Annotated in this window: 22 protein-coding genes and 1 pseudogene; 6 read left to right on the forward strand and 17 right to left on the reverse strand. The window is 39.6% G+C overall.

All coding sequences use genetic code 11. The features are described from left to right. Positions 1-73: 73 nt before the first annotated feature. Positions 74-715 carry a hypothetical protein gene (locus ACR65H_RS10620; protein WP_440500213.1) on the forward strand — a complete coding sequence of 214 codons (642 nt, stop codon included), beginning with the start codon at positions 74-76 and terminating at the stop codon, positions 713-715. Between the two features lie 62 nt (positions 716-777). Here ACR65H_RS10620 and ACR65H_RS10625 read toward each other — a convergent pair whose 3' ends face one another. The 5 genes from ACR65H_RS10625 to ACR65H_RS10645 form a co-directional block, all read right to left on the reverse strand. Beyond that, positions 778-1644, reverse strand: a complete 867-nt coding sequence (locus ACR65H_RS10625) for a GNAT family N-acetyltransferase (protein ID WP_440500214.1) — start codon at positions 1642-1644, stop codon at positions 778-780. 30 nt (positions 1645-1674) lie between these two features. After that, positions 1675-2931: a GNAT family N-acetyltransferase gene (locus ACR65H_RS10630; protein WP_440500215.1), complete on the reverse strand. Its 1257-nt coding sequence runs from the start codon at positions 2929-2931 to the stop codon at positions 1675-1677. A gap of 86 nt (positions 2932-3017) precedes the next feature. Next, positions 3018-4469: a 4-hydroxyphenylacetate 3-monooxygenase, oxygenase component gene (gene hpaB / locus ACR65H_RS10635; protein WP_440500217.1), complete on the reverse strand. Its 1452-nt coding sequence runs from the start codon at positions 4467-4469 to the stop codon at positions 3018-3020. Positions 4470-4652: 183 nt separating this feature from the next. Next, on the reverse strand, positions 4653-5951 hold the full coding sequence (locus ACR65H_RS10640) for an NCS2 family permease (protein ID WP_440500219.1): 1299 nt from the start codon (positions 5949-5951) through the stop codon (positions 4653-4655). A gap of 122 nt (positions 5952-6073) precedes the next feature. Continuing rightward, on the reverse strand, positions 6074-6508 hold the full coding sequence (locus ACR65H_RS10645) for a GNAT family N-acetyltransferase (RefSeq protein ID WP_440500220.1): 435 nt from the start codon (positions 6506-6508) through the stop codon (positions 6074-6076). A gap of 111 nt (positions 6509-6619) precedes the next feature. Between ACR65H_RS10645 and ACR65H_RS10650 the strand changes: the two genes are divergently transcribed. Continuing rightward, positions 6620-6808, forward strand: coding sequence for a hypothetical protein (locus ACR65H_RS10650; protein ID WP_224654594.1), 189 nt, complete (start codon positions 6620-6622; stop codon positions 6806-6808). 219 nt (positions 6809-7027) lie between these two features. Beyond that, complete coding sequence (locus tag ACR65H_RS10655) at positions 7028-7564, forward strand: lysozyme inhibitor LprI family protein (protein WP_440500221.1); 537 nt, start codon at positions 7028-7030, stop codon at positions 7562-7564. Positions 7565-7753: 189 nt separating this feature from the next. Here ACR65H_RS10655 and ACR65H_RS10660 read toward each other — a convergent pair whose 3' ends face one another. The 4 genes from ACR65H_RS10660 to ACR65H_RS10675 all read right to left on the reverse strand — a co-directional run bounded on the left by ACR65H_RS10660 (position 7754) and on the right by ACR65H_RS10675 (position 14183). Further along, the gene (locus tag ACR65H_RS10660; RefSeq protein ID WP_440500222.1) at positions 7754-9652 is read right to left on the reverse strand and encodes an endonuclease MutS2; all 1899 of its coding nucleotides are present in this window, start codon (positions 9650-9652) and stop codon (positions 7754-7756) included. A 526-nt stretch (positions 9653-10178) separates the two neighbouring features. Further along, on the reverse strand, positions 10179-11981 hold the full coding sequence (gene glmS, locus ACR65H_RS10665; RefSeq protein WP_440500224.1) for a glutamine--fructose-6-phosphate transaminase (isomerizing): 1803 nt from the start codon (positions 11979-11981) through the stop codon (positions 10179-10181). Positions 11982-12884: 903 nt separating this feature from the next. Then, positions 12885-13292 carry a hypothetical protein gene (locus tag ACR65H_RS10670; protein WP_440500225.1) on the reverse strand — a complete coding sequence of 136 codons (408 nt, stop codon included), beginning with the start codon at positions 13290-13292 and terminating at the stop codon, positions 12885-12887. A gap of 21 nt (positions 13293-13313) precedes the next feature. Continuing rightward, a complete protein-coding gene (locus tag ACR65H_RS10675) occupies positions 13314-14183 on the reverse strand; it encodes a DMT family transporter (RefSeq protein WP_440500226.1) in 870 nt (289 codons plus the stop codon). A 212-nt stretch (positions 14184-14395) separates the two neighbouring features. On the opposite strand from ACR65H_RS10675, the gene ACR65H_RS10680 reads away from it, so the two are divergent. Both ACR65H_RS10680 and ACR65H_RS10685 read left to right on the forward strand, forming a co-directional pair. Further along, positions 14396-15160: an NRDE family protein gene (locus ACR65H_RS10680; protein WP_440500227.1), complete on the forward strand. Its 765-nt coding sequence runs from the start codon at positions 14396-14398 to the stop codon at positions 15158-15160. A 304-nt stretch (positions 15161-15464) separates the two neighbouring features. Beyond that, positions 15465-16442: a tRNA dihydrouridine synthase gene (locus tag ACR65H_RS10685; RefSeq protein ID WP_440500228.1), complete on the forward strand. Its 978-nt coding sequence runs from the start codon at positions 15465-15467 to the stop codon at positions 16440-16442. Between the two features lie 84 nt (positions 16443-16526). Here ACR65H_RS10685 and ACR65H_RS10690 read toward each other — a convergent pair whose 3' ends face one another. The 8 genes from ACR65H_RS10690 to ACR65H_RS10725 all read right to left on the reverse strand — a co-directional run bounded on the left by ACR65H_RS10690 (position 16527) and on the right by ACR65H_RS10725 (position 23619). Next, entirely contained in the window at positions 16527-17093 is a 567-nt protein-coding gene (locus ACR65H_RS10690; RefSeq protein WP_440500229.1) for a YdhK family protein, read from the reverse strand. 111 nt (positions 17094-17204) lie between these two features. Continuing rightward, positions 17205-17531, reverse strand: a complete 327-nt coding sequence (locus ACR65H_RS10695) for a four-helix bundle copper-binding protein (RefSeq protein ID WP_440500230.1) — start codon at positions 17529-17531, stop codon at positions 17205-17207. A 187-nt stretch (positions 17532-17718) separates the two neighbouring features. After that, the gene (locus ACR65H_RS10700) at positions 17719-18240 is read right to left on the reverse strand and encodes a CueP family metal-binding protein (protein ID WP_440500231.1); all 522 of its coding nucleotides are present in this window, start codon (positions 18238-18240) and stop codon (positions 17719-17721) included. A 40-nt stretch (positions 18241-18280) separates the two neighbouring features. Further along, the gene (locus tag ACR65H_RS10705) at positions 18281-19783 is read right to left on the reverse strand and encodes a multicopper oxidase family protein (RefSeq protein ID WP_440500232.1); all 1503 of its coding nucleotides are present in this window, start codon (positions 19781-19783) and stop codon (positions 18281-18283) included. A gap of 223 nt (positions 19784-20006) precedes the next feature. Beyond that, entirely contained in the window at positions 20007-20717 is a 711-nt protein-coding gene (locus tag ACR65H_RS10710) for a cytochrome c biogenesis CcdA family protein (RefSeq protein ID WP_440500233.1), read from the reverse strand. A gap of 45 nt (positions 20718-20762) precedes the next feature. Further along, complete coding sequence (locus ACR65H_RS10715) at positions 20763-21497, reverse strand: urease accessory protein UreH domain-containing protein (protein ID WP_440500234.1); 735 nt, start codon at positions 21495-21497, stop codon at positions 20763-20765. A gap of 62 nt (positions 21498-21559) precedes the next feature. Continuing rightward, entirely contained in the window at positions 21560-22237 is a 678-nt protein-coding gene (locus tag ACR65H_RS10720; protein WP_440500235.1) for a response regulator transcription factor, read from the reverse strand. Positions 22238-22257: 20 nt separating this feature from the next. After that, the gene (locus ACR65H_RS10725) at positions 22258-23619 is read right to left on the reverse strand and encodes a sensor histidine kinase (RefSeq protein ID WP_440500236.1); all 1362 of its coding nucleotides are present in this window, start codon (positions 23617-23619) and stop codon (positions 22258-22260) included. A gap of 202 nt (positions 23620-23821) precedes the next feature. Here ACR65H_RS10725 and ACR65H_RS10730 point away from each other — a divergent pair. Then, positions 23822-23935 (forward strand): annotated as a pseudogene (locus ACR65H_RS10730) (tRNA-dihydrouridine synthase); the annotation flags it as partial. Between the last annotated feature and the right edge of the window lie 131 nt (positions 23936-24066).

Raw genomic sequence — 24066 nt, forward strand, 5'->3', positions numbered from 1 at the left:
CATTGCGTGGTATGATGGAGGAATGGATGTACGCATGCCGCGATTACATCATGATGTTAAGGAGTGAAGAGCAGTGGACAACAAAGAACAACAAATCTTTGATTATTATTACAGAAAGTTTGCAGATAGGAAGTTTGACGAAAAAGATCTTTTAAGCTTTCTTCTATTTGTAAAAGATGATGCACAAGACAATAAAGTAATTAAAGAACTGGGAGATTTTATTGTACATAGAGAAAATTGTACGGGTCATGTGAAATCGTTCTTCGATGAGTGCAAGCAAATAATAAATAATCTAGGCAAAGGTAAAAAGCAAAAAATCGAGAATATGTTTTCCTTTAAAGAAATTCGGAATGGCTTCAATACATTATTCACTGAACAAGGTCTGGAAAAACTGCCTCCCGAAGTTATAAATGATTTCATCTTATGCATTATTTCATTGCTGCAAAACGTTAAATTGCTATCGGAAAGCGGAAAGAAGGAAGTTGGCCACTTAAGCTTTGCAGCTTCCAGTAAAGAATTGTTTTTAATGGGTAATATGAAAGTGTTGCATAAAGGGCGATTCATACCTGTAACTTTCCCGGTTTTATCTGTAAGAAACATGTACGAAAAAATTAAGCCGCAAGACGGAAGTGACACACCTTATCTATTTGACCATGCAACCATTGAAGTAATCAACAACGACGGTGAAATGATAATTACTTTTCCTGAACTGTAATTCTAACCGGTGCCTATGCACAAGCACGATGCCCAGGCACCGGTACAATTCGACTCGTTAATTTAGAAAGTTTTCGTCATGAAAACTTGAGATATTGGCGTATTTTCAAAACCGCTTTCAAGCAAATAGGAAACAACACGACCATTCCCTGTTAGGAAGTTATAAGTTGTGCGATTAATCGGTTGGTCATATTCCAAAGCGTGAGCAAGAAGTTTGTTGAAAGCATCTTTATTCCCATTTTCCTTCACTTGAAATAATGTAATGCTTTCCGCCTCAGTGTCAAACACACATTTTTTCCGTATGAGACAAGCTGCCTGTACTTCCCCATTCTTAGTAATTAGAACAGCTTCCCCACCTACTTTCGGAGTATTACTCGCATCCGTTTGCCAAGGGACAATAGTTGGAAATAAATCTGAGCCAATCGATTGGGCAGCCGGAATTCTTACCATTTCATAACCATCAAGATCCGGCAGTTGACTATTTAGAACCCCGTTTGCCCGTAAAAAGAGCAAATCATCCTCAACTTTGTAACCACATTTTTCATATAAAGAGATAGCTGGCTTGTTTTCAGAAAGCGCCTCTAACGTCGCTACAGAAACATTATTTTCCTTTAAGAGTTTTTCCGCTTCCTCCATCAAGGGAATCCCCAGCTTCCTCCCCCTGTATTCTGGAATAATACCTGTTCCACCATTCCAGGATATCTTTTGACCATCGACATCTCTTATCCCTTGGAGCACAAAACCGAATGGGACTGCTCCATCATACGCAACGATTGATTGTGCCGGAGAGAGTCCATCACTTCCGAAACGGCCAACGAAAGTATCAAACGGTAAATTCATTGGCATTACATAACCTTCAAACCCTCGGTTAAACAGAGCATGCGCTTCCTCAAAGGTCATAGCAGACATCAATTTATACGAAATACTCATGACTTGCCCTCACTTTACAATGATTAATTATTAAAAAGAAGTTAGGCACACTGGTTTCGAAGAAGGCATGAACCATCGATCCAACTGCTTAGCGTGCCAATTGTTCACTTCCACTTTTCCATATTCGGCTAGCTTTTCCAAGCTGACACAGCCCATCCACCAAGAACTTAAATCTGAAATCGAAATGCACAAGTCGACTTCTTCCATCGAATTGGACAATTTCTCTATGTTCCAACAATCTTCCGTAAATGTTAAACGGAAACTCCCGTTTTGCTCCTGAATAAATGAATCTTGAACAAATAAAGAAATCGAAACAGGTCCATCAGGCCGCTCTAGCGAATGAAAATTCGTTTGTTCCACAAACGATGTAATAGAGCTAATTCTATACATGAGCCCTGTACCAACCGTTCCGATTTCATGATAAACGCTCGGAATCAAACGATTGCTATCATTCTTCGGATCTTCAAGTTGATAGATGAGTGACTCATCTTGTGTTCGAACGTATACACGGTCTACTTGATCCTGTTGTGAATGGATCCACGTACACATATCAATGAAAGCGCTTGGTTTCGTCCATATCCATTCGAAAATATTCATTTCATGATGAAGAAAATGACTATCTTTCACCGGTTGTAATGTATAAGCGAGTGCACCGACTAACTCTTTTCCCTCATAAACTCCCGCATAATACGTAGCTTTTTTCTTAATTAAGTTCCGTTCATGCCAAGTCCGTTCGATCATGCCATGATGCATCGATACGAATTCATTGTATACGGCAACAATCTCTTCCTCATTGGCTGGTGACAACATGACAACTTTCTTTCGATCACCACTATTTGGAAAGCTTGCAGGCTTCAGTTTATATTGATAGCGTGTTGGTCCATAGCCGTATCCCATCTTTTGATAGAAAGACGTGCTAAAGGGATATAACGACACAATCCCGACATTTTCTTGTCTAGCAAGCTCGTGAAAATGCTGCAGCAACTGTTTCGCTATACCTTCTTTCTTATGGAAAAAATGAACGGCTACCGTGCCAATTCCCCAAATACGAATCATCTTTCCGTTTACATTTCCATTCAGATCATGCAGTTTATATAACCCTAACAACTCATTTTGTTCATTAAACAATCCGTAATACTTCAAGTTATTTTCTGATTCAATTTCGAGTGTCAGTCTCTCAATAAATCCTTTTTGAGCTTCCTCTCCCGATATTTGCATCCCTGGATAAGCCATCGTCACTAAAGAAGCAGCTTGTTCTAAATCGTTTGTATTTACTAAACGAATCACATCAATCCCCCCCTTCCAAAATTATAAGTGTTAAAATTATTTGAGTAAACCGCCATTAAAAAAGAGAACCCCCGACATTTTGGGAGTTACTCTTCTCTTGTCAGATGTAAAAAATCACTAACCGTCTCTACATATTCATTTTTAGGATAGCTTTTATATAAATCGCTCGCCAACCGAATAGGGTCGCCAAAAAAGTATCGCTCATATTGAGTTTGTCTCGTTCCAAATGAGCTCATTGTTAAATCCCACGCTAAACGAAAAATCTTTACCCGTTCCTCTGCCGTCTTCGTTGCTCCTTTAAGATAATGATCCAAGTCATTTCTAATACTAGAATGAAATGCATTTTCGGTTGGCAATGCAATCATTCCACTTGCTCCAATTAGTTGGATAATTTCAGTGAATCGAGGGTAGATTTTAGGAAAGATGTTTCCTGCTACTTGTAGCGGGAACATTTCTGGTCGCATATAACCCCATTCATCTACCTCCGCGTTATTCTCCGATTTCTCCAATAAGGCTTTCAACGTTTCCAGTCCTATGATGATTTCCGACATCTTTTCCTGTATATGTTGGTATCCACTAACATTAATTGTTTCGATCAAAAGCTCAGCAATCCCTAATACAAACTCTGTTTTCACAATTTGTCTGGTCACGACTTGGTGCTTTGCAAAGGAGTGGAATGAGCTTTGAAATGGGAATTCTTCAGCAACCTCTGCATTGTTGTAAAAAAACACTCTATTCCAAGGCACTACTACGTTGTCAAAGACAATGATCGAGTCCATCTCTTCAAACCGCGAGCTCAATGGATGGTTAAAGGAAGATTGACCTCCCAAGAATGTATCCCTGCAAATGAATTTTATTCCTTTCGTGTTAGAAGGAATAGAAAAAGCGAAAGCTTGATCTTCATCGAGTAAAAACTTACCAACACTAAATACTAAAACTTCATCTGTTAAGCCCCCTTGCGTTGCTAAAAGACGGGCCCCTTTAATGACAATTCCTTCTTCATTTGTTGCCACAACTTTTGCAGCGATTGGCTCATCGCTGTCTTCAATGTAAATTTGAGAACGGTTTACTTGAGGGGAAATAAATGTATGTGTAAATGATAAGTCATGTTCTCTAGCGTATTCATAAAAGGCTTGTAGATTATTCGGAAAACAATTTTCTTTATTTCTTAAAAAGTTAACTGAAGAAGCAAAACTCATTATAACCGTATTCAAATAATCTGGGCTTCTTCCCATGATTCCCTTAGAATACTTGGCCCAATGTTGCATCATCTTTCTTCTTCGGACTAAGTCCTCTTTCGTTTTCGGTTGCAAATAGGAAAGACCAATTGGTTCTCCAGATACCGGTGAAATAAATATCATCTCATCTTTAATTTGTGGATCATGCTGCAAATCATAAAGTGCTGCTTTTGAATGAATGAGCCCTTTAAATGCTGGGTGTTCCGAGAGCGGCCCTGCAATTTTTTCACCGTCGTACCAAACTTCATTATGTAGCTGATTTATTCGGTTAATATAATCTCTTCCATTAATAGCACCCATATTTCACTCCCCAATAATCGCTAGTTGGTCATTCAATCTACATATAATTTATGTGAATGGAGCCTGCTAATATTCCTTTTTCACCTATAGCGAATTGAAATTGTCGCTTCCATTTACCGGTTAATCAATGAAAAAAGCAACTACCCAAGAAATTGGGAGTTGCTTTTTTCACAGATGACTAGATTAATGAGGCAGAAATGCCAATTGATAAAAGAATAGAACCGCGAACACATAAACAAGCGGATGGACTACACGCCATTTCCCTGTTACGACCTTCAAAATCGGATATGAAATGAACCCTAATGCAATCCCCGTTGCGATGCTTGACGTGAGTGGCATGCTTAAAATGATGAGAAAAGCAGGGAATGCTTCGTCAATTTCATCCCATTTGATTTTCGCAATGGATCCCATCATTAAACTGCCGACGATGATCAATGCTGGAGCTGTAATGGAAGATAATCCTGAAACCGCACTAACAAGAGGTCCGAAAAACGCTGCAACGATAAATAGAATGGCAACCGTAACCGTAGTGAGTCCTGTTCTTCCACCTGCCGCGACACCTGCAGATGATTCGATATACGCACTCGTCGGTGTTGTTCCGAACATCGAGCCAGCCGTTGCTGCAACAGAGTCAGCGAGTAATGCTTGGCGAGCCCTTGGCATTTTATTGTCTTTCATTAAGCCGGCTTGTTGTGCAACACCGATCATCGTTCCTGTCGTATCGAAAATCGTTACCATTAGGAATGAAAAGACGACCGGGAACAGCATATGCTGCCATACATCTGTGAAGGCAGTGAACGGATTGGAAATGATGATCCCATCCGGAAGTGACGGCATTTGAACGAAACCTTGGTCAAACGATAAATGCCCTGTGAAAAAGGCAACGACTGCTGTAAGGATCATACCGAGGAACAATGCCCCATGCACTCTCAATGCCATCAAAATAAGCGTAACAGCTAGTCCGAGCAAGGCAAAAAGCACAGTTGGCGAATGTAGATCCCCGAGCGCTACAAGATTCGATGGATGGGAGACGATCATGCCAGCTTGTCTCATTCCGATAAAAGCGATAAATAAGCCAATCCCCGCGGTAATCCCATGCTTCAAGTTATCAGGAATCGCTTCAATCAACACTTTTCGGAAGGAGGTAAGCGATAAGATAACGAAAATGATGCCTGCAACGAACACAGCTGAGAACGCTGTTTCATACGTAATACCATTCGTTCCTACGACTGAATAGGCAAAATAAGCATTCATGCCCATTCCTGGTGCAATTGCAATCGGATAATTCGCTGCAAGCGCCATCCACAATGTCCCGATGACTGTCGCAATGATTGTAGCCGTAAACACTTGGTCAAACGGGACACCTGCATCTTTTAAAATGATTGGGTTAACAATTACTATATAGACCATCGTAAAAAAGGTCGTGAACCCTGCAAGGACTTCCGTTTTTACAGTTGTATTGTTTTCTTGTAATTTAAACAAAGAGATACTCCTCCAAAGACGAACATTATTTAATCCATTACATATATTATTCGTTTATAGAGGAATTGGCAAGTGTTTAATCTTAAAAGTTGGAGAAGTTTATTCACCGAGAAGCCATTCAATCAAATTTCTTTTTTAAATACATAGCTCACTTTGTCATAGCCCATTTTGTCTTCGTAGAATCGATGTGCATCGCTTCGTTGTAAACCCGATGATAAAGCGACACGTTCAAAGCCATTTTCTTTAGCCCATTCATGAACGACAGATAGAAGCTTCTCACCATATCCGTTTGAGCGCTTGTTCTTATCAGTAACTAAATCACATATCCAAATGAAACGTCCGTAGTATAAGGTGATCATTGGTTTAAAGCCGGTAACTGCAACGATTTCTCCATGATCGTAAAGTGCAAATAATCGATACATATCCTTTTCTTTCGCTTCCATCACAAGATCAATATACGTGTTTTCATTCAGATGGGTCCGTAGTTGATTCATTACAGGAAAAGCCTCAAGAATTTCTTCTTTGGAGTGAAGTTCTTTACTAGTTAATGTGTTCATTGTAATCTCCTTTTCAATAACTTCTTTACTTCCAACATAAACTGAACAAAACGTTACCCCTACTCCACTTGAATCGTGCTCATATAATGTAGTGAAAGGAGGGTTAACTGAATGGATCGATTGATTTTATTGATATTGGCTACTATTTTAGCCGGATTTGCATTAGTAAAGGTTCCCTTGGCAGGTACTTTTCTAGCAGGTTTAGAGCCCATCACTGACATTATAGGTATCGTAGCTATTTTAATTTTTTCCCTTTTCCTCATCTACAAAGGTTTAATGGCTCTACTGGGGAAACATTAATAAGGAGTGCAGACTCAGAAATCATTCTGAGTCTTTTTATTTTGCTGCTCACTAACATATTATTGTATTCCACAAACTCAAACTAATATCCTTTTCTAACTTACCGACCTAATTACTAAATGTAAAACTAGAATTTCTGATATTGTATAGTAGAAAAGAAATTCTTATCGCCCGGCTGTAACGGACAAGAGTAAATCTAAAGATGAAAGTTGGTATTTCATGAAAAACTATTGGAAATCAGTCATAGGAATGGTGACAGTAGTTGTTGCATTAGCCGCTTGCGGAAACTCATCGGATGAGTCACAATTTAACGATTCCTCTACTATTAACACAACAGAAAACACTACAGGCATCGACAAAGTTGATGCAGATAGTGAAGATAAAAATGGCACTATGAAAGAAAAATATTTACAAAAACTTGCTGATATTAACGAAGAAGTTGAAGAAATCCGAAATACATATTCCAATGATTCCTCTACTTACGCTATGAAAAAAGTTGAAGGAGATCGATATGATCTGTGGGATGGATTATTGAATGAAGTGTATGGCATCCTACAAGAACAACTTGCTACAGAAGAAATGAATCAATTGAGAGATGAACAACGAAACTGGATAACATATCGGGATGTTACTGCAAAGGAAGCTTCACTACAATACGAAGGAGGTACACAGGAACATTTGGAATATGTGGTTGTGTTAGCAAATCTGACAGAAGAGAGATGTTATGAATTGGTTGAGGATTATATGAAATATTGATCTGCTGGCCGTGTGTCAATCAACTTGAAACACCATAAAATATCATTTTTTTATGAGTCAGTTGCCGAATGTGAATGCTATTTTTTTCAGATAAAGGATTTGCAAACGACCGGACAGCAAACAACACCCATAAGTATTTAAATCACAAAAGATTCCCACCTTCGAACGAAAGTGGGAATCTTTTTTTGTTTATTTATTATCTCGAATTTCTTTCTGGATTTTACGAAGTGCTTTTTTCGATCCTCGCTCTATATCATGATTTAGTTTTCTAGTATTATAATCAATGAATAAAGTGTCTAAGTCATAGCCCTCTGGATACAACTCTTCAGCTTTTAACTCTAGTGACAAGCGTTTTTCGTTCACTTCAATAAATTGATTTTGATAATACACAGTAACGTTATAATAGTTGTCCTTTTCTTTATACACTATCCCAAAGTCATCGTGGTCAAGCAGTTTTACACGGTCTCCCTTTTGATAGTCAATATTTTTTTCAACTTTTCCAACCACTGTTTTCGGTCTAAGGATTTTGCTTTCATTTAACCGTTCCAAGCGATACTCTTTATTTTCCATATACTCCTCTGCTCTTTTTAAAACATTTTCCGGCACATTCATTTTTCTAGAGATCCATAAAGCATTACTGTCCCCAGACTGTCCGATGAGAAGTTTAAATAGCGGTTCTAACGTTTCATGATTGAATTGCATGGCGGCGTTCATAAAGTCACTATGCATTTCGGAAAAACGTTTTATTTCTCCATAATGCGTTGTAGCAACGGTAATACATCCTTTAAGATAAAACTCTTCTAAGAGGGAGATTGCTAATGCTGCTCCTTCATTTGGTTCAGTCCCATTTCCGATTTCGTCAAATAGTAGCAGGGTATTGTTGTTTACTGATCGAAGTATCTCAGACAAGTTTTTCATGTGAGAAGAGAACGTGCTAAGTGCATTTTCTAAACTCTGATTGTCACCAATATCTACAAACATGCGCTCAAATACTGCAATTTCAGTTTCTTTCGAAGCAGTAATATGGAACCCAGACATAGTTGCCAAAGTAACAAGGCCAATTGTCTTCAGCACAATTGTTTTTCCCCCGGCATTAGGTCCGGTTATGATTAAACTACGATAAGTGCTCCCAATCTGAAACTGAAGTGGTATAACATGACCCGATAGTAATGGATGCTTGCAATTAACTAATTTTATATACCCATAATCATTTATGTTTGGCTCAATTCCATCCACATGTTTGCTATATTTAGCTTTAGCAAAAATCATATCGTACTGAGAAATGAGCTCAATATTAATAGTAATGGCTTTAAGATTTTCAGTCACTAGACCTGTCAAAGTAGCTAGTATTTGATATTCCAACATTGCCTCTTCAGATTTTAATGTTGCTAGTTCTACACTTAATTTTTGCACTATACTAGGTTCCATAAAGACTGTCGAACCTTTAGATGATATTTCAATGATAGTTCCCTGTACTTGATTTTTGTATGAGGATTTTATTGGTATTGTATAGCGATCATTCTTGATACTAATTATGAACTCCTGAATATAATTTCTATTTACACTACTGTTTAGAAATTTATTTAATCGTTCTTTTATTTTTTGTTCAGTTGTTTGGATATGATGACGAACACGTTTGAGTTCTTTACTGGCGTTCGAGTCAATCTGATTATTTTTTATAGAAAGGTTGATTTCCTCTTCTAACTCCATGAATTCTGTCATGGAAATGGCATATGACGATAATATCGGAGCAAGAAATTCTTTACCGGACATGAAAACTTTTATTTTTCGGCAACCTCTTAAAAAATCGGAAATACTTAAAAGTTCTATTGGGGCTAAAATTATGCCTTTATCCAATTTATCAATTGTATGTTCAATGTTGGAAACCCCCATGAAAGGTACGTTTCCTCCTGCATCCAGAATGGCACGCGCTTCAGATGTTTCGGTTAATCGATGTTTGACTACTTTTAAGTTAGAACTGGGAATTAATTTGTCAAATAGTTGTTTGCCCAGTCCGCTAACGCAATAAGATTTTATAATCTCTTTTAGTTCGTTGTACTGTAATTTTTCAAAAGTACTTTCATTCATGTTTTCATTCTCCTCCATGTGATTATTAAATCAGCAATGAAGAAACCTAACGGCAAAATTTCAATGAGTTGGAGATAAATATAAAAAGCTGCGGTATCTACCGCAGCTTACATTTACAATGCAAAAGTAAAATACATAAATAAAACCATCTATAACGATAGTTCTAATCATGAAGTGATGCGCTTGTTTGTTTGTAAAGTATGGTAGGTGTCTTCATAAGTGGAAATAAGTCCACAACAAAATAAAGGGGGTGAATATAACTGAAATCCCCTGTTGTTAAAACTTCCTTATTTCCTATAATGTTTTCTTATTTAGAGACTACCGCACTCACAAAGTTCACCACTTATCAATTTATTTGATATGCTCATTGAAATCGACTTTACAGGTCTATTATACGTAGTGATGAGGAATATGTAAAGAATGTCAAATATCCCATAAAACGTTCTTACACAAGCGGGCACCACATCTTTTTCATAATCGCTACTACTTTATATCAAACCTACAACTACACAACTAAAAAGCTTAGTCACTCAACTGTAACACTCTTCGCCAAATTCCGTGGCTTATCTACGTCGCATCCACGATGAAGCGATGCATAATATGCAATCAGCTGCAGCGGAACAACAGTAATAATTGGTGTTAGTAACTCATGCACAGGCGGCAAGACGAAGCGATCACTTTCCTCTTCAATGCCTTCCATAGCAATGATGCAAGGATGCGCTCCACGAGCAACGACTTCTTTCACGTTGCCTCGAATATTGAGGCTGACGGATTTTTGAGTTGCTAAGGCGAAGACAGGTGTGCCTTCTTCAATAAGAGCGATTGTTCCATGTTTCAGTTCTCCGCCGGCAAAGCCTTCCGCCTGAATGTAGGAAATTTCTTTTAGTTTGAGTGCGCCTTCCAGGCTAACGTAGAAATCTAGGTTCCGGCCTAGGAAGAAGGCGTTGCGTGTCGTTTCAAGGTACTCCTTCGCAATCTGTTCCATATCATCCTTCGAGTCGACGAGCGTTTGGATGGCATTAGCGACGATGGATAGTTCCTGTCTCAAATCGAAATCAATTTCCCTGTTCAATTGTTTTGCAACAACATATGCAGTGACGGCGATCACTGCGACTTGGGCTGTGTACGCTTTCGTCGATGCGACCGCGATTTCTGGACCTGCATGAAGAAGCAATGTATGATCCGCTTCCCGTGACAACGTTGAGCCCGGAACGTTTGTCATTGTGATCGTCGGGTAGCCGAGCGCTTTGATTTTCACGAGCACTTGGCGGCTATCCGCTGTTTCCCCGGATTGGGTGATGAATAAAAATAACGGTTTCTTCGAAAGCAATGGCATATTGTAGCCGAATTCGCTTGAAATATGCACTTCGACTGGAATGCCTGCGAGCTTTTCGAAGTATTGCTTACCTATCAAGCCAGCGTGATAGCTCGTACCTGCTGCGATAATGTAGAGTCGATCGGCATCTTTAATTGCTTGGATGATTGCAGGGTCGATTGTAAGTTCTTCTTGATCATTCGTGTAAGCTGTTAAAATCTTGCGCATAACGCCTGGCTGCTCATCGATTTCTTTGAGCATATAGTGCGGGTATGTTCCTTTTTCGATATCGCTCATGTCGAGTTTCGCCGTATAAGGAGCCCGGTTGATTTCCGTACCGTCGAGTGTCATGATGTGGATGGCTTCTTTTGTCACTAGGACGACTTCTTCATCGTGGAGCTCGATGAACTGGTCAGTCAGTTGCAGCATCGCCATCGCATCGGACGCGACAACGTTAAAGCCTTCCCCGACGCCGACAAGCAACGGACTGCGATTTTTAGCAACATAGATTGTTCCTTGGTCTTCCGTATCTAACATGGCAATGGCGTAGGAACCGTGCAATAAGGATAACGTATGACGAAAAGCCTCTTCGGTTGTCATGCCATCTATTACGAACACTTCAACCAATTGTACGATTACTTCCGTATCAGTTTCCGATTTCATGTTCACGTTTTGCAAATATTGCTTTTGCAATTGTACATAGTTTTCAATGACGCCGTTATGTACAAGCGTAAAGCGTCCGGATTCGCTTTGGTGCGGGTGGGAATTCTTCCGATCGGGAATCCCATGTGTCGCCCATCTGGTATGGCCAATCCCTGTTTTGGATTCGATGGATGGATCAACTGCTTTTCGCAAATCCGCAATCCGTCCTTTTTCTTTGATGACTTCTACACCGTTCATTGTCAGAAGTCCAAGTCCTGCTGAATCGTATCCACGATATTCAAGTTTTTCGAGCCCTTTCAGTAAGAACTCTTTCGTATCCTGCTCTCCAATATAACCGACAATTCCACACATATTAATTTCCTCCTCATGAAGAAATGACAAAGTCCACCTCGGGATTCCGAAGTGTTTGCCTATTACTTGTTAGAATAGCCTTTTTACCTTGTTGTCCATACGATTGCTCGGATGTTTTGTAGGTAAAAGTTACAATCGGGCGTTTCGATCGGGAGGCATCCGCCGAATGTTTCGATACTCCTCCACCTCGTCTGCTGGGAATGTGGGACGTCCGATTTTCCCAGCACTGGCGCTTTCATTGGTTTCCGATTTTCCTGATTGCTCCCCTCCTTAACACGGGTCGTTCGACACCGATTTGTTAATCATACAAAACTCGCTATTTTATTGTCAAACCGTAGTGTCATGATTACGGTTTAAGCCCAACATGATGAATTCCAAAAGGTTACAGATGGGGTAGGTATAGATTTAATTGATGAAGGAGAGATTACCAAAGGCACCCTTCGAATGATTATAGGAATTATTGAACAATATTATCGAACTGTGACATTAACTTTTTATTTTTTCTTGATAGTCCGCAATTGCTGTTCCCGCATTATCCGAAGTATAATAATATAACTAGCCGATTGGAGGTGGAAAATGAATCTCATTTTATGGATGACTGTTTTGTCGGGTGCATTTATCGCAATATTCGCTAATAATAAAAAATGCAACAAGAAAAAATGTTGAACTTTTTCATGTCTACCTATTTATTGGTGGATTTAGGAACTATCCGCATGTTATAGATTCCTTTTTTAAGCCACACATCTTGTTTTCCCCTAATTAAATTCAATAGGGGTCTTTTTTGTTGGATAAAATACTTCCTCCTAGGTTTCTTATTAATTTTTATTGTCTCAATCTTTCTCGCTTATCTTCAGGTCTTTATTTATCTTCATGCAACAAATACATCCCTTTTTCACGCGAGTATTACTTTAGGAATTTTTTAATCAGTACCAATACGATAAAATGAATTACTCCGCCGACCATACCAAAGAGGAACATGAAGATCATCGAGAACAGACCATAAAAAATAACGCTAGCAATAAGACCCGCTATGCCACCTGAACATGCATATACTAACGCCTTTATCCAGTTCGGATGCTCCTTTAGTCGAGCTGAAAAATCGATGTAAACTGAAATAGGAAAGGCCCCAAATCCAAAGAATGGCCAAGAATATAAAGCTACAACTATGACGGTCGGGCCAAAACTCCAAGAGTCTTGAAAAGCGATCATCGAGTAGAGTGCCATGAAAATTCCAAAGAGGATGGGAGAAACGAAAATCGCCAGTAAATAGATAGAGACGCGGTCAAATATCGTTTTATAGCTTGTTTCCATTTTGAGTACTCCCCTCCTTTCTCATACACTTTTCTTTACTTTAGCCGTCCAATTCACCATAAATATACCCCCAAATATACATACACCACCGACTACAACATTCCACGCAATCATTTCATCAAGTAATAACCAGCCAGTAAGAACACCGAAAAATGGAGCTAAAAACAAAAATGCGCTTGTCTTACCGGGTTCTCCTGTTTGTAAAAGGTAAAACCATACGGCGAATTGCACTATGGAAGCCATGAGTGCTAGCCATAATAGGATGGTTATTGATATAGCGGTAATTTGAAATGAAGGTTCTTCCAGTAGAAAACTACCAACGAATAAAATCAAACCACCAAACAACATCTGATAAGCTGTTAACACCCAAGTATTAAATTGAACGCCCCACTTTTTAATGAGGAGAGTTCCAATGGCCCACGAAATGGCAGACAGAAAGCCAAAAAGGGTTCCAATTTTCAAGTCCACCTGTGCTCCAAGCGTTATCATTACACCAACAAAACCTAAAATAACGCCGAACCATTGGCGCCAACTATATTTCATTTTCATAAAAAGCGTTCCAAATATAACAACTAAAAGCGGGTTCATAAAGGTTAATATTGATGATTGCCCCGCTGTTATCGTCCGTAAACTGACGAAAATACATCCCATGACACCAGCCGTTTGAAAAAAACCGATCAACGCTATTTTTATCCAATCTGCCATCTGCTTTGGATGAGCGATTCGTAAACATTTTACAATTATTGACATAATGGCCCCAGCTATAAGGAAGCGCAATGCTACAAGCATGATCGGTGTAGCGTAAACCAATCCAATCTTTCCGATTGCGAAAGCTGACCCCATTAAAGATGTTGTTAATACGACTAAAAATCCAAAAAGCCATCTGTTCATTATTGTATTCCCCTTCAAAAAACCTATCTAATATAAAATAGTTACAAAGTTTGTAAAATTAGTATAACACGTAAACATTGTACGTAGAGATGATGTCATTGTATAAAAGATCCTTCTATCAAAAGTTGTGGTAAGTAGGAGTAGCGTTCACTATCTGTAGTACGAATCCCAATTAACAATGTATACTTTTAGAAAGGAGAAGTGATGTTGTCATGTGTTTGATTAATTTTCATTTTCAAGACCATCCGATCTACCGTTTGATTGTAGCTGCGAACCGTGATGAGTTTTACGAACGCCCTACTGCACCGGCGCATTTTTGGGAAGACAAGCCCTATTTGTTGGCAGGCAAGGATTTATCCCAAGGCGGAACATGGCTTGGCATTACGAAAAAAGGCCGGTTTGCTGCACTGACCAACTACAGAAATCCATCTGAGCAAAAGAAGAACGTTCGGTCGCGTGGTGAAATTGTGACTAATTTTCTCGATTCCGATTTGACTGCCGCTGAATTTCTGAAATCGTTGCAACGAAAGCAGGCGGAGTATGCGGGATTCAACGTAATCGTCGGTACTTCGGATGAGTTGTTCTATTACTCGAATATCGAAAATGAAGTGAAGGAGATTTCCCCCGGAACATATGGGCTATGTAACCATTTTATTGATACACCATGGCCAAAAGTCGTTAAGGGAAAAGCAGATCTCCGGGGACTTGTCGAACAGAAACGCGTCATACAGTCCAGTGAACTATTCGATATACTGCAACATGCCGAACCGTTTCCGGACGAACAACTTCCTGATACAGGTGTGGGAAAACAACTGGAACGTATTCTTTCTTCCCTATTCATTAAATCTGAAGGATATGGCACCCGCTCTTCGACAGCTCTTCTCATCGATAATGAGAATAACATCACTTTCGTCGAAAGGACATACCGGGACGGAGAGTTTGTGGAAGACCGAACGTTTAGTTTTTCCATTCAATAAATGACTCCGACGACGATAGAATAGAGCCCTTGTGCAATTAATGGAGCCTTTGACCGATTAATGGAGCCCTTGCTCGATTAATTGAGCCCTTATGCGATTTATGGAGCCCTTGCTCGATTAATTGAGCCCTTATGCGATTAATAGAGCCCTTGGCAGAATAATGGAGCCCTTGTGCGATTAATGGAGCCCTAATTCGATCATGCATACAAACTACTACTTTTTAAGAATGTATCAGTGCAATTGACCACAATAAATGATACTATTTGATGAGCAAAGGATTTTGCATGCAACAGGAGGATACAAAATGAGTAACGAAGATAATTTTTGGCTTGATCTACCAAAGCCGTTTTTTATATTAGCACCTATGGAAGATGTGACTGACGTAGTGTTTCGTCATGTCATCGCTGAAGCAGCACCACCTGATGTGTATTTCACGGAATTTACGAATACGGAAAGCTATTGCCATCCGAATGGGAGAGAAAGCGTTCGTGGCCGCTTAATGTTCACAGAAGATGAACAGCCGATTGTCGCGCATATTTGGGGCGATAAACCTGAGTATTTTAAACAAATGAGCATCGACATGAAGAAACTCGGTTTTAAAGGCATCGATCTCAATATGGGCTGCCCAGTGCAAAACGTTGCTGCAAACGGAAAAGGTGCGGGATTAATACGACGCCCCGAAGTTGCAGCGGAAATCATTCAAGCCGCTAAAGCTGGTGGATTGCCAGTCAGTGTAAAAACAAGACTTGGCTATATTGAAATCGACGAGTGGCACGAATGGTTACGGCATGTCTTGGAGCAAGACATTGCAAACCTGTCCATTCACCTTCGCACAAGAAAAGAAATGAGCAAAGTGGATGCACACTGGGAATTGATCCCGGCAATCAAAAAGTTACGGGATGAAATTGCGCCAAATACGTTGTTAACAATCAACGGCGATATTCCTGACCGTGCAACAGGACTAAAACTCGTGGAACAATACGGCGTTGACGGCGTTATGATCGGCCGCGGCGTTTTCACGAATCCATTTGCTTTCGAGAAAGAACCGAGAGAACATAGCGTGAAGGAATATCTCGATTTACTGTTATTGCAATTGGATTTACACGATAAATATTCAACAGAAGAAGAGCCGCGTCCATTCAAACCACTTCTCCGCTTTTTCAAAATTTATATTCGTGGATTTAGAGGCGCTGCTGAATTGAGGAATGAATTGATGAATACGAAAACGACAGATGAAGTACGTCGGTTAGTGAAGGAAGTTATGGATAACGAATTGGATTGAGGCAAGTTCAATTTAATTGCATATAAACTGATTAGCCCCATAAGTTGATATTCCCTCAACATATGGGGCGTTCCTTTTATATCGTTAGTTAGCTGTAAGTTCCTCTTCTGTTACCCACTTATGATTAGTTACTTTTTCACCGCCGGTAGTTGGCATATAGTCAATCATGTAAACTGTAGTTTTTTCAGCTGAATCAATTTCTGCTATCGCTCCTTTCATCCCTTTCATATGGTCTGCCTCTACGGTGACTTCAGTACCTGTCTCCAATTTTTTATCACCAGCATCCTTAATCTCTTCTTGGATTACCCATTTATGATCTTCCACTTTTTCTCCGCCAGTTACCGGAGTATATGAAATTACATAAGCTGTCGTATCATAAGCACCCACAACGGTCGCAACGGCCCCCTTCATCCCTTTCATATGATCAGCTTTAATGATGGCTTCACTTCCGACTTCATAGGTTGGATTTTCAGCCACTTTCAAGTTTGCAGGCACTTCACCTGAGCCGGAATGGTTCATCTCCATTTCCATATCTTCTTCTTGTTGCGGCTCATTATTAACGTCTGTACTATTCTCGTTGGTCGTTTTGTCCCCACATCCACTTAAACCGATAACCATCGCGAGACCTAGAAAAAATACATGCTTCTTCATTTGTCTACTACACCTCTGTTTTTTTCTAAATTAGTTATAAATGAAGCTATCGCAAGAAACCGTCTTACATTTCTCGAGATAGCTCCTCCAATGAAGTTTCATCAATATCGATTACGCTATTGCTTGACGGCATGCTTCAGCGCATTTATGGCAAGCCTCTGCACAGCGTTTACAATGATCCATGTCATGCTTATCACACTCTTCAGCACAACGGTTGCAGATTTCAGCACAAAGTTCTAAAACCTGATTCGTGAATGGGCTGTTACGCGTTATCGCTTGCGCGGCGAATGTACAAGCGTCGGCACATTCTCGGTCCAACCGAATACATTCAGCCATCATTTTTACATCTTCTTCGTTCAAGCATTCATCGAAACAACTATTGCATTCCTTAAGACATTCTAGAATCACCTTAATTGTTTCTGCGTATTTCGTATTCATAAACGCACCTCCTGAGATTTTCATTCGGTGTATTTTTTCCCTAGGGGTATTAATTTAAACGGAAATTGCATATCTCCTTATAAAATCCTTATTTCTCGTTTCATTATTGAAGTCTCTTGAAAAATAAAAAGAACCGTGAGAAGTATGGTGAATACTTCACGATTCCGTGTGAATGAAAAGTAAGTCATTAAGTTAGTTGCATCGTTGTAATACAAGTATTGTCGCCTTCAAAGGTAGAAATATTAGCATCAACCGTTTTCCCGTCATGTGTAATTTTCACTTTAAAATTTTTATCCCGCGGCAACCATAAATCGATAAACCCATTTTCTAGTGAGGTCATTGTTTCATCGACCACAACGTTGCCCTCTACATCTTGAATAAACACGTCGAAATCCTTTTTAACTAATTCACCTTGGCACCCTGTTAAACTGTGGATTCCACAAGGATGTGTAGTTGTAATGAATGGAGCAATAGAAACGAAGAATTCATTACTTGGCAAGTCATATGTCGTTTCTTTTCCTTTGTCTTTAACAATGAGTTCATGAGATGTAATGGACGCTGTTACATCATCTCCAAAATTCCCAACGCTATACTCATGTACTTTTTCTTTTATATCTTCAATTTCCTTTCTTTCGGACGAATCATTGCTACAAGCGACTAAAACAAGGCTTAGCAATAAACCGAATACAACGAGTACACTTTTTCTCATGAATGATGTCCCTCCCTTTCTATATTCAACATTTACTGTGCTACTCTATCAAAATTTGTCCCATCATTCCGTTGTCTTCATGTTCGAGAATATGACAATGGAACATATAAACACCCTTATGCTTAAATTGTATAGCTATTTTCACTTTCTCATCTGGTTTTACAGAAATGCTGTCCTTCCATCCTCGTTCATTTTCCGGTGGTGCTTCCCCATCTCTGGAGATGATTTTAAATTGTGCGCCGTGTATATGGAATGGATGGATCATGCCACCCATCATATCCGGTTTGTTATAAATCTCCCACACTTCCGTAACCCCTTGTTGCTGTGTAAAATCAATTCTTTCCGGATCAAATTTCTTCCCATTTATCGTTACCATCTTCATCATTCCAAAAAGCTCTATCTTCTTTGTGACGGGCAAGTCCATTTCTTCTTCTATCAATGAAAAATCATTCATCTCTCCTGGTATTCTGCTGACAGCACCACTTTGGTCAGAAACCTTGAAAGGTAAAAGAACTGACCCTTCCTCATTAATTAATGCTATTTCACCTTCCGAATTCATCTGAGAGAAATCAACAATAATTTCCGCTCTCTCTGAAGGCGTCAATGTCACCTTTTTCAACGTAACCGGTTCATTCAATAAACCGCCATCTGTCGCGATTTGAACGAACGGATCCCCAGAGCTCAATTTAAATGTGTAATTCCTGGCATTGGATCCATTTACTAAACGAAGACGCACCTTCTCTTTTTTTACAGTCAACTTGGGATTCAACGTCCCATTAATCAATAATGTATCGCCAATTGTTCCGTCTTCATTCTTTACTGCGGTGTAATTCAATTGTTTTTTATCATCAAATTTCCGATCTTGAAAAATTAAAGGGATATCATTTTCACCATATATACTCGGGAGTCCAATGCTTTTCGAATTATCATCTTCAATATAAATTAAACCGGCAAGCCCATTGTATACTTGTTCAGATGTTTTACCATGAGGGTGTGGATGAAACCATAAAGTCGCCGCCTCTTGGGCAACTTCAAATTCAATCACCTTTTCTTCACCCGGCTTTAGCGCATCGTGGGGACCGCCGTCCACATTCGCAGATACTTCCAGCCCGTGCCAATGGAAAGTGGTATCTTCGTCCAGCTCATTGATCGTTCTAATTTTAACTTTGTCCCCTTTTTCGAAACGGAGCATCGGCCCTAAAAACGATCCGTTGTATCCATACGTTTCCGTTTTAGTCCCGTCGAATATTTCGGTCTTTCCTTTTTGTGCTCGAACCGTGTATATAATCCCTTCCCCAGCATCCCGTTCAAGCATCGTAGGGATTTTCAATTCATTTTCCCCTGTCGAATCATGTAACATAACTACATCGTCATGACTCATATGTCCTTCCATCATATCACCCATAGAGGAATGATCCATGTCCTCCATATGTTGATTCATTGTCGAGTGATCCATTTCCTCGCCAAGCTGAGCGTTTTTACTACACCCACTGATGACTAATATACCGATTGCCGTTGCGGCAAGTTTTATCCTTAAACCCACCTCTTATTTCCCCTTTCGTTGATGATTACATTTTTCAGTATTTCAAGAATGTATGAAAAAATATGCATATGACAGTTGTTTCTACTAATGGTCGTAATTTATGCAAAGAATTAGCTTTCAGGGGCTACCTATCGTAAGGTAACACATAACATATATTTGGCTGCTGGAAATAATATTTTTGCAAGCCCATAACCACGTACTCCTTTTAGATATTACTTTCGTATTAGAACCCCATGAATCCGCCGAAAAATGGACTGAGCCATGCAATAATTAACGTCAATCCATCAAAGAACAGTAGAATTCCAAGTGCAATCATAATAACGCCACCGGTTTTCGTAATTGTTCGGCTATAATTTTGAATCCATTTAATACGAGTAATGAAAATGGAGAGTAGGAAAAACGGAATGGCGAATCCAAGAACATAGGCAAGCATATACCAGACGCCTGCACCCGGATTTTGGGAAGCAAGCATGAATACAGCTCCTGTAATAGGACCGGTACATGGCGTCCACCCCGCTGCAAACGCTAGTCCGATAAGAAATGTGCCAAAATAGCCAGCCGGTCGGTTTTTAAACTGCATTTTCTTTTCCTTCATTAGGAATTCCGGTGTAAACAGACCAATGATCATCAAACCAAAAAGAATGATGAAAATAGCACCGATTTGCCGAAGCAAATTCTGGTATTGAATAAAGAAAGTACCTACGAAAGAAGAGCTAAATCCAAGAAAGATAAAAATGATGGAAAAGCCAATTAAGAACAAAATCGTATGTATCACACCGCTTTTCCTTATTTTCACTTTATCCGATTTCAATTCATCCAAGGACATGCCTGTAATATAGGAAATGAAAGCCGGATACAGGGGTAGCGTACAAGGTGATATGAAGTTAAGAAGACCTGCACCAAATGCTAGAAATAAATTCAAATCAGTGAACAAATAGAAACACTCCTTACAGATAAACGCATTTTACGAGACCAATCGTTACATCCCCCAATACGTCAACGTATCAAAAAACCCGATCACCACTAGTAGCAATCCCGCCAAACGTTGAATGGCCCGGCCGATTTTCACACTTTTTTTCATGATTCGGCGATCTGTTTCAAATAGCCATATCATCAAGAATAGAAGGATAAGGGGAAACGATGTGGCAATCCCAAAGACAGCGGGGAGTATGAGTCCATAAGAGGTGGAGGAAATAATTGGCATGAGCCACACGAAAAACAGAACAAACATTGTCGGACAAAATGCAAGTGAAAAACTCACACCTAACAAAAAGGAACCTGCCTTCCATTCTCGAATCCGTACCGGAATATGTATCGTCATACGTTGAAAGATTCTCAGTTTCAATACGCCCAATAGAACAAGTCCAGTAAAAACAATAAGAGGGCCTATCGCTTTACGGAAAAGCGGAAAATATTCCGTCATCTTGGATTCAAATGCTTGACCGAACCCCCATGCCAAAAGACCAAAAGAGCTGAAAACGACAACCTTTCCTGCAATAAAAGCAAAAATTTCGAGCCAATCAGTCTTGAATTGAACAGTACGATTGCCGTATAGCGTGATAGCGCTTATATTCCCTGTCAATTGACATGGTGCAACAGCGCCAACCACCCCTAACAGTAATGCAAACATGAGCGGGAAATCTGCGTACGAATGAAGGATGCCTGTAATCGGCTCCGTGATGACCTGGCTAATTTTCGATAAAAACGTATACATTGAGGATCTCTCCTCCTATCGTTTATTCAGCAACTTATCTCACTCAATCCAAGATTCAAGAATCAGTTCCACTTATATCCAATTCCCCACACCGTTATTAGGAAGTCATTAATTGGGAAGCCTGCAACTTTTAGTTTTTCCCTTAAATTCCGTATATGCGAGTCCACCGTTCGAATATCCGTGAATGTGTTATAGTCCCACGCTGTACGTAAAAGCTGTTCACGTGTAAATGTCCTTTTCGGCTGAGTGATCAACGCCTCAATAATATAAAATTCTTTTAACGTCAATTGCACTTCCATGTTTTTGTAATGTAATGAATAAGAATCCCGATTCAAAATGAAATCTCCATACACTGTATTGCTGCTTTCAGCAACTTCGGTTGAAGCGCGGCGGAGTAATGCATTCACTCTCGCCACTAGCTCCCTTTCATCAAAAGGCTTTGTGATATAATCGTCCGCCCCAAATTCCAGGCCTTTCACGATGTCTACTTTATCTGCCCTTGCAGTGAGCATAATTACCGGAATGGTCGACAGTTCTCGTAACTTTTTGCACACTTCCCAACCATCCAGTTCAGGCATCATTACATCCAATAATACGAGATCGACATTTTCGTTCTTTACGATTTCAAGTCCTTTCTTTCCGGTATGCGCTTTTATACATTCGAATCCATGGGGTGCCAAAAATAACCCCAGTAAATCAAGCATTCTCTGTTCGTCATCTATTAGCAAAATCGTATGCATTTGTTCAACTCCTTACCGTTTTACATCCTAATTGTAAATTCGCTCCCTTTGCCCAACTCACTTTTCACTTCAATCAAACCGCCATGTGCTTCCACCAATTCCTTCGCAATAGCAAGTCCAAGCCCCGATCCTCCAAACGATCTCGAGCGGGATTTCTCCACTCTGAAAAGCTTCTCGAAAATCATATCGATTTGCTCTGCCGGGATTCCAATTCCTTCATCCGCAACTGTAATGACCGTTCGATTTTGTTCTTTGGAAATCCTAAACGTAACAGTAGTTTTTTCATTTGAATACTTTAACGCATTATCCAATAGATTCAGTACAACCTGTTCCAATCTCACCGGATCTGCATGAATTTGAAAATCCTCGTTGCATTTCAAGTCCAGATGTACATTCTTTAAAGCAAAAGAAGGTTGGACAAGGCGATAAATATCATCAGCGAATTTTCGCGCAGAAAAATCCGACTTTGAAATTAAAAATGTCAATTCATCCATTTTTGCTAAATCCATTAAATTTTTCATTAAATCTTTCATTCGATTTGATTCTTCCGCTATAATCTTTAAATAATGATTTCTCTCTTCTTCAGTCAGATCAGGTCTCATAGCCACTTTCAAATAACCAATTAAGTAGGTTAGAGGGGTGCTTAATTCATGTGAGATCGATGCAAGAAACTCATTTCGCTCCTTTTTCATCCTCTCCAAATCATTCGCCAGTCTCCGAATCGCAATCGATAATTCACCAAGCTCATCATTACCTCCAGCCGGAAGGCTAACATCGAATTTCCCATCGCTTAACTTCTCTGTCGCCTCCTTCATTCGAATTAAAGGCCGAGTAAGAAATTTGGACAAAATCGAATAGATGATAAACAGGATGACAATAATTGCTCCACCCGCTAAACCAAAATGAAGATTCAGCTTGCGCACCAGCTGTTCCAATGGTTCAGTGCTTTGAAACATCAACACATTCCCCGCATGCTTCTCGTCAATCATGTAGGGATGAGCGCTTATGATATATGGCGAATCTTCCCATTCTTGCTCTATAATCCGATCATCTTGAACAAATGAGTTAGGTGATAAAAATCGTGACGGAAGGAGATCTTCCAGCTTTCCATCCGAACTTCGAATGATTTCCCCGTTCTTGTCGGTAATGATAACTCCCCTGTCTCCTTCGGTTTCCATTAACACAATGTGCGTAATCGTTTCTTCAGAATAATAATCGATTAAGACGTTTCGGTGATTGGAGCCTGTTGCCAATAGGCGAGAATATTCTTCATCCACTCTTGTATGAACAATATTTTGGTGCAAATACATCATGAGAACTGTTTCAAGGACAAGGAAAGAAATGATAAAGTATGCAGCTAGTTTTTTCGAAATTTTATTCAATACAGTTTGTTCTCCTCTCCTCATGCAATTAGTATAGAAAATAATTATCAAAAAGGTATGCAGATGAAGGGATAATCCATGCATTCACATGAATTGATGACTTCTTTGTGTCTACACACGTTATTCAAATCTCTTTAGTATAGTAATTACTATTGAGGCATTTCAACATACGAGACGGAATAGGCATGAAACGAGTATGTATTATATTCACGGATTTAGAGGCGCTGCTGAATTGAGGAACGAATTGATGAATACGAAAACGACAGATGAAGTACGTCGGTTAGTGAAGGAAGTTTTGGAGAACGAGTTAGATTAAAAATCTACGAAGAAGGAGCCAATCATGCACTGACATGATCGGCTCCCTTTTAATTTTTCCATTCCTCGTCATTATGATGGGCAGAACACTTCATATTTGCTAACAATTGCCGATAAAAGAATGTATAAAGC

This window comes from Sporosarcina sp. SAFN-015, assembly GCF_059415085.1.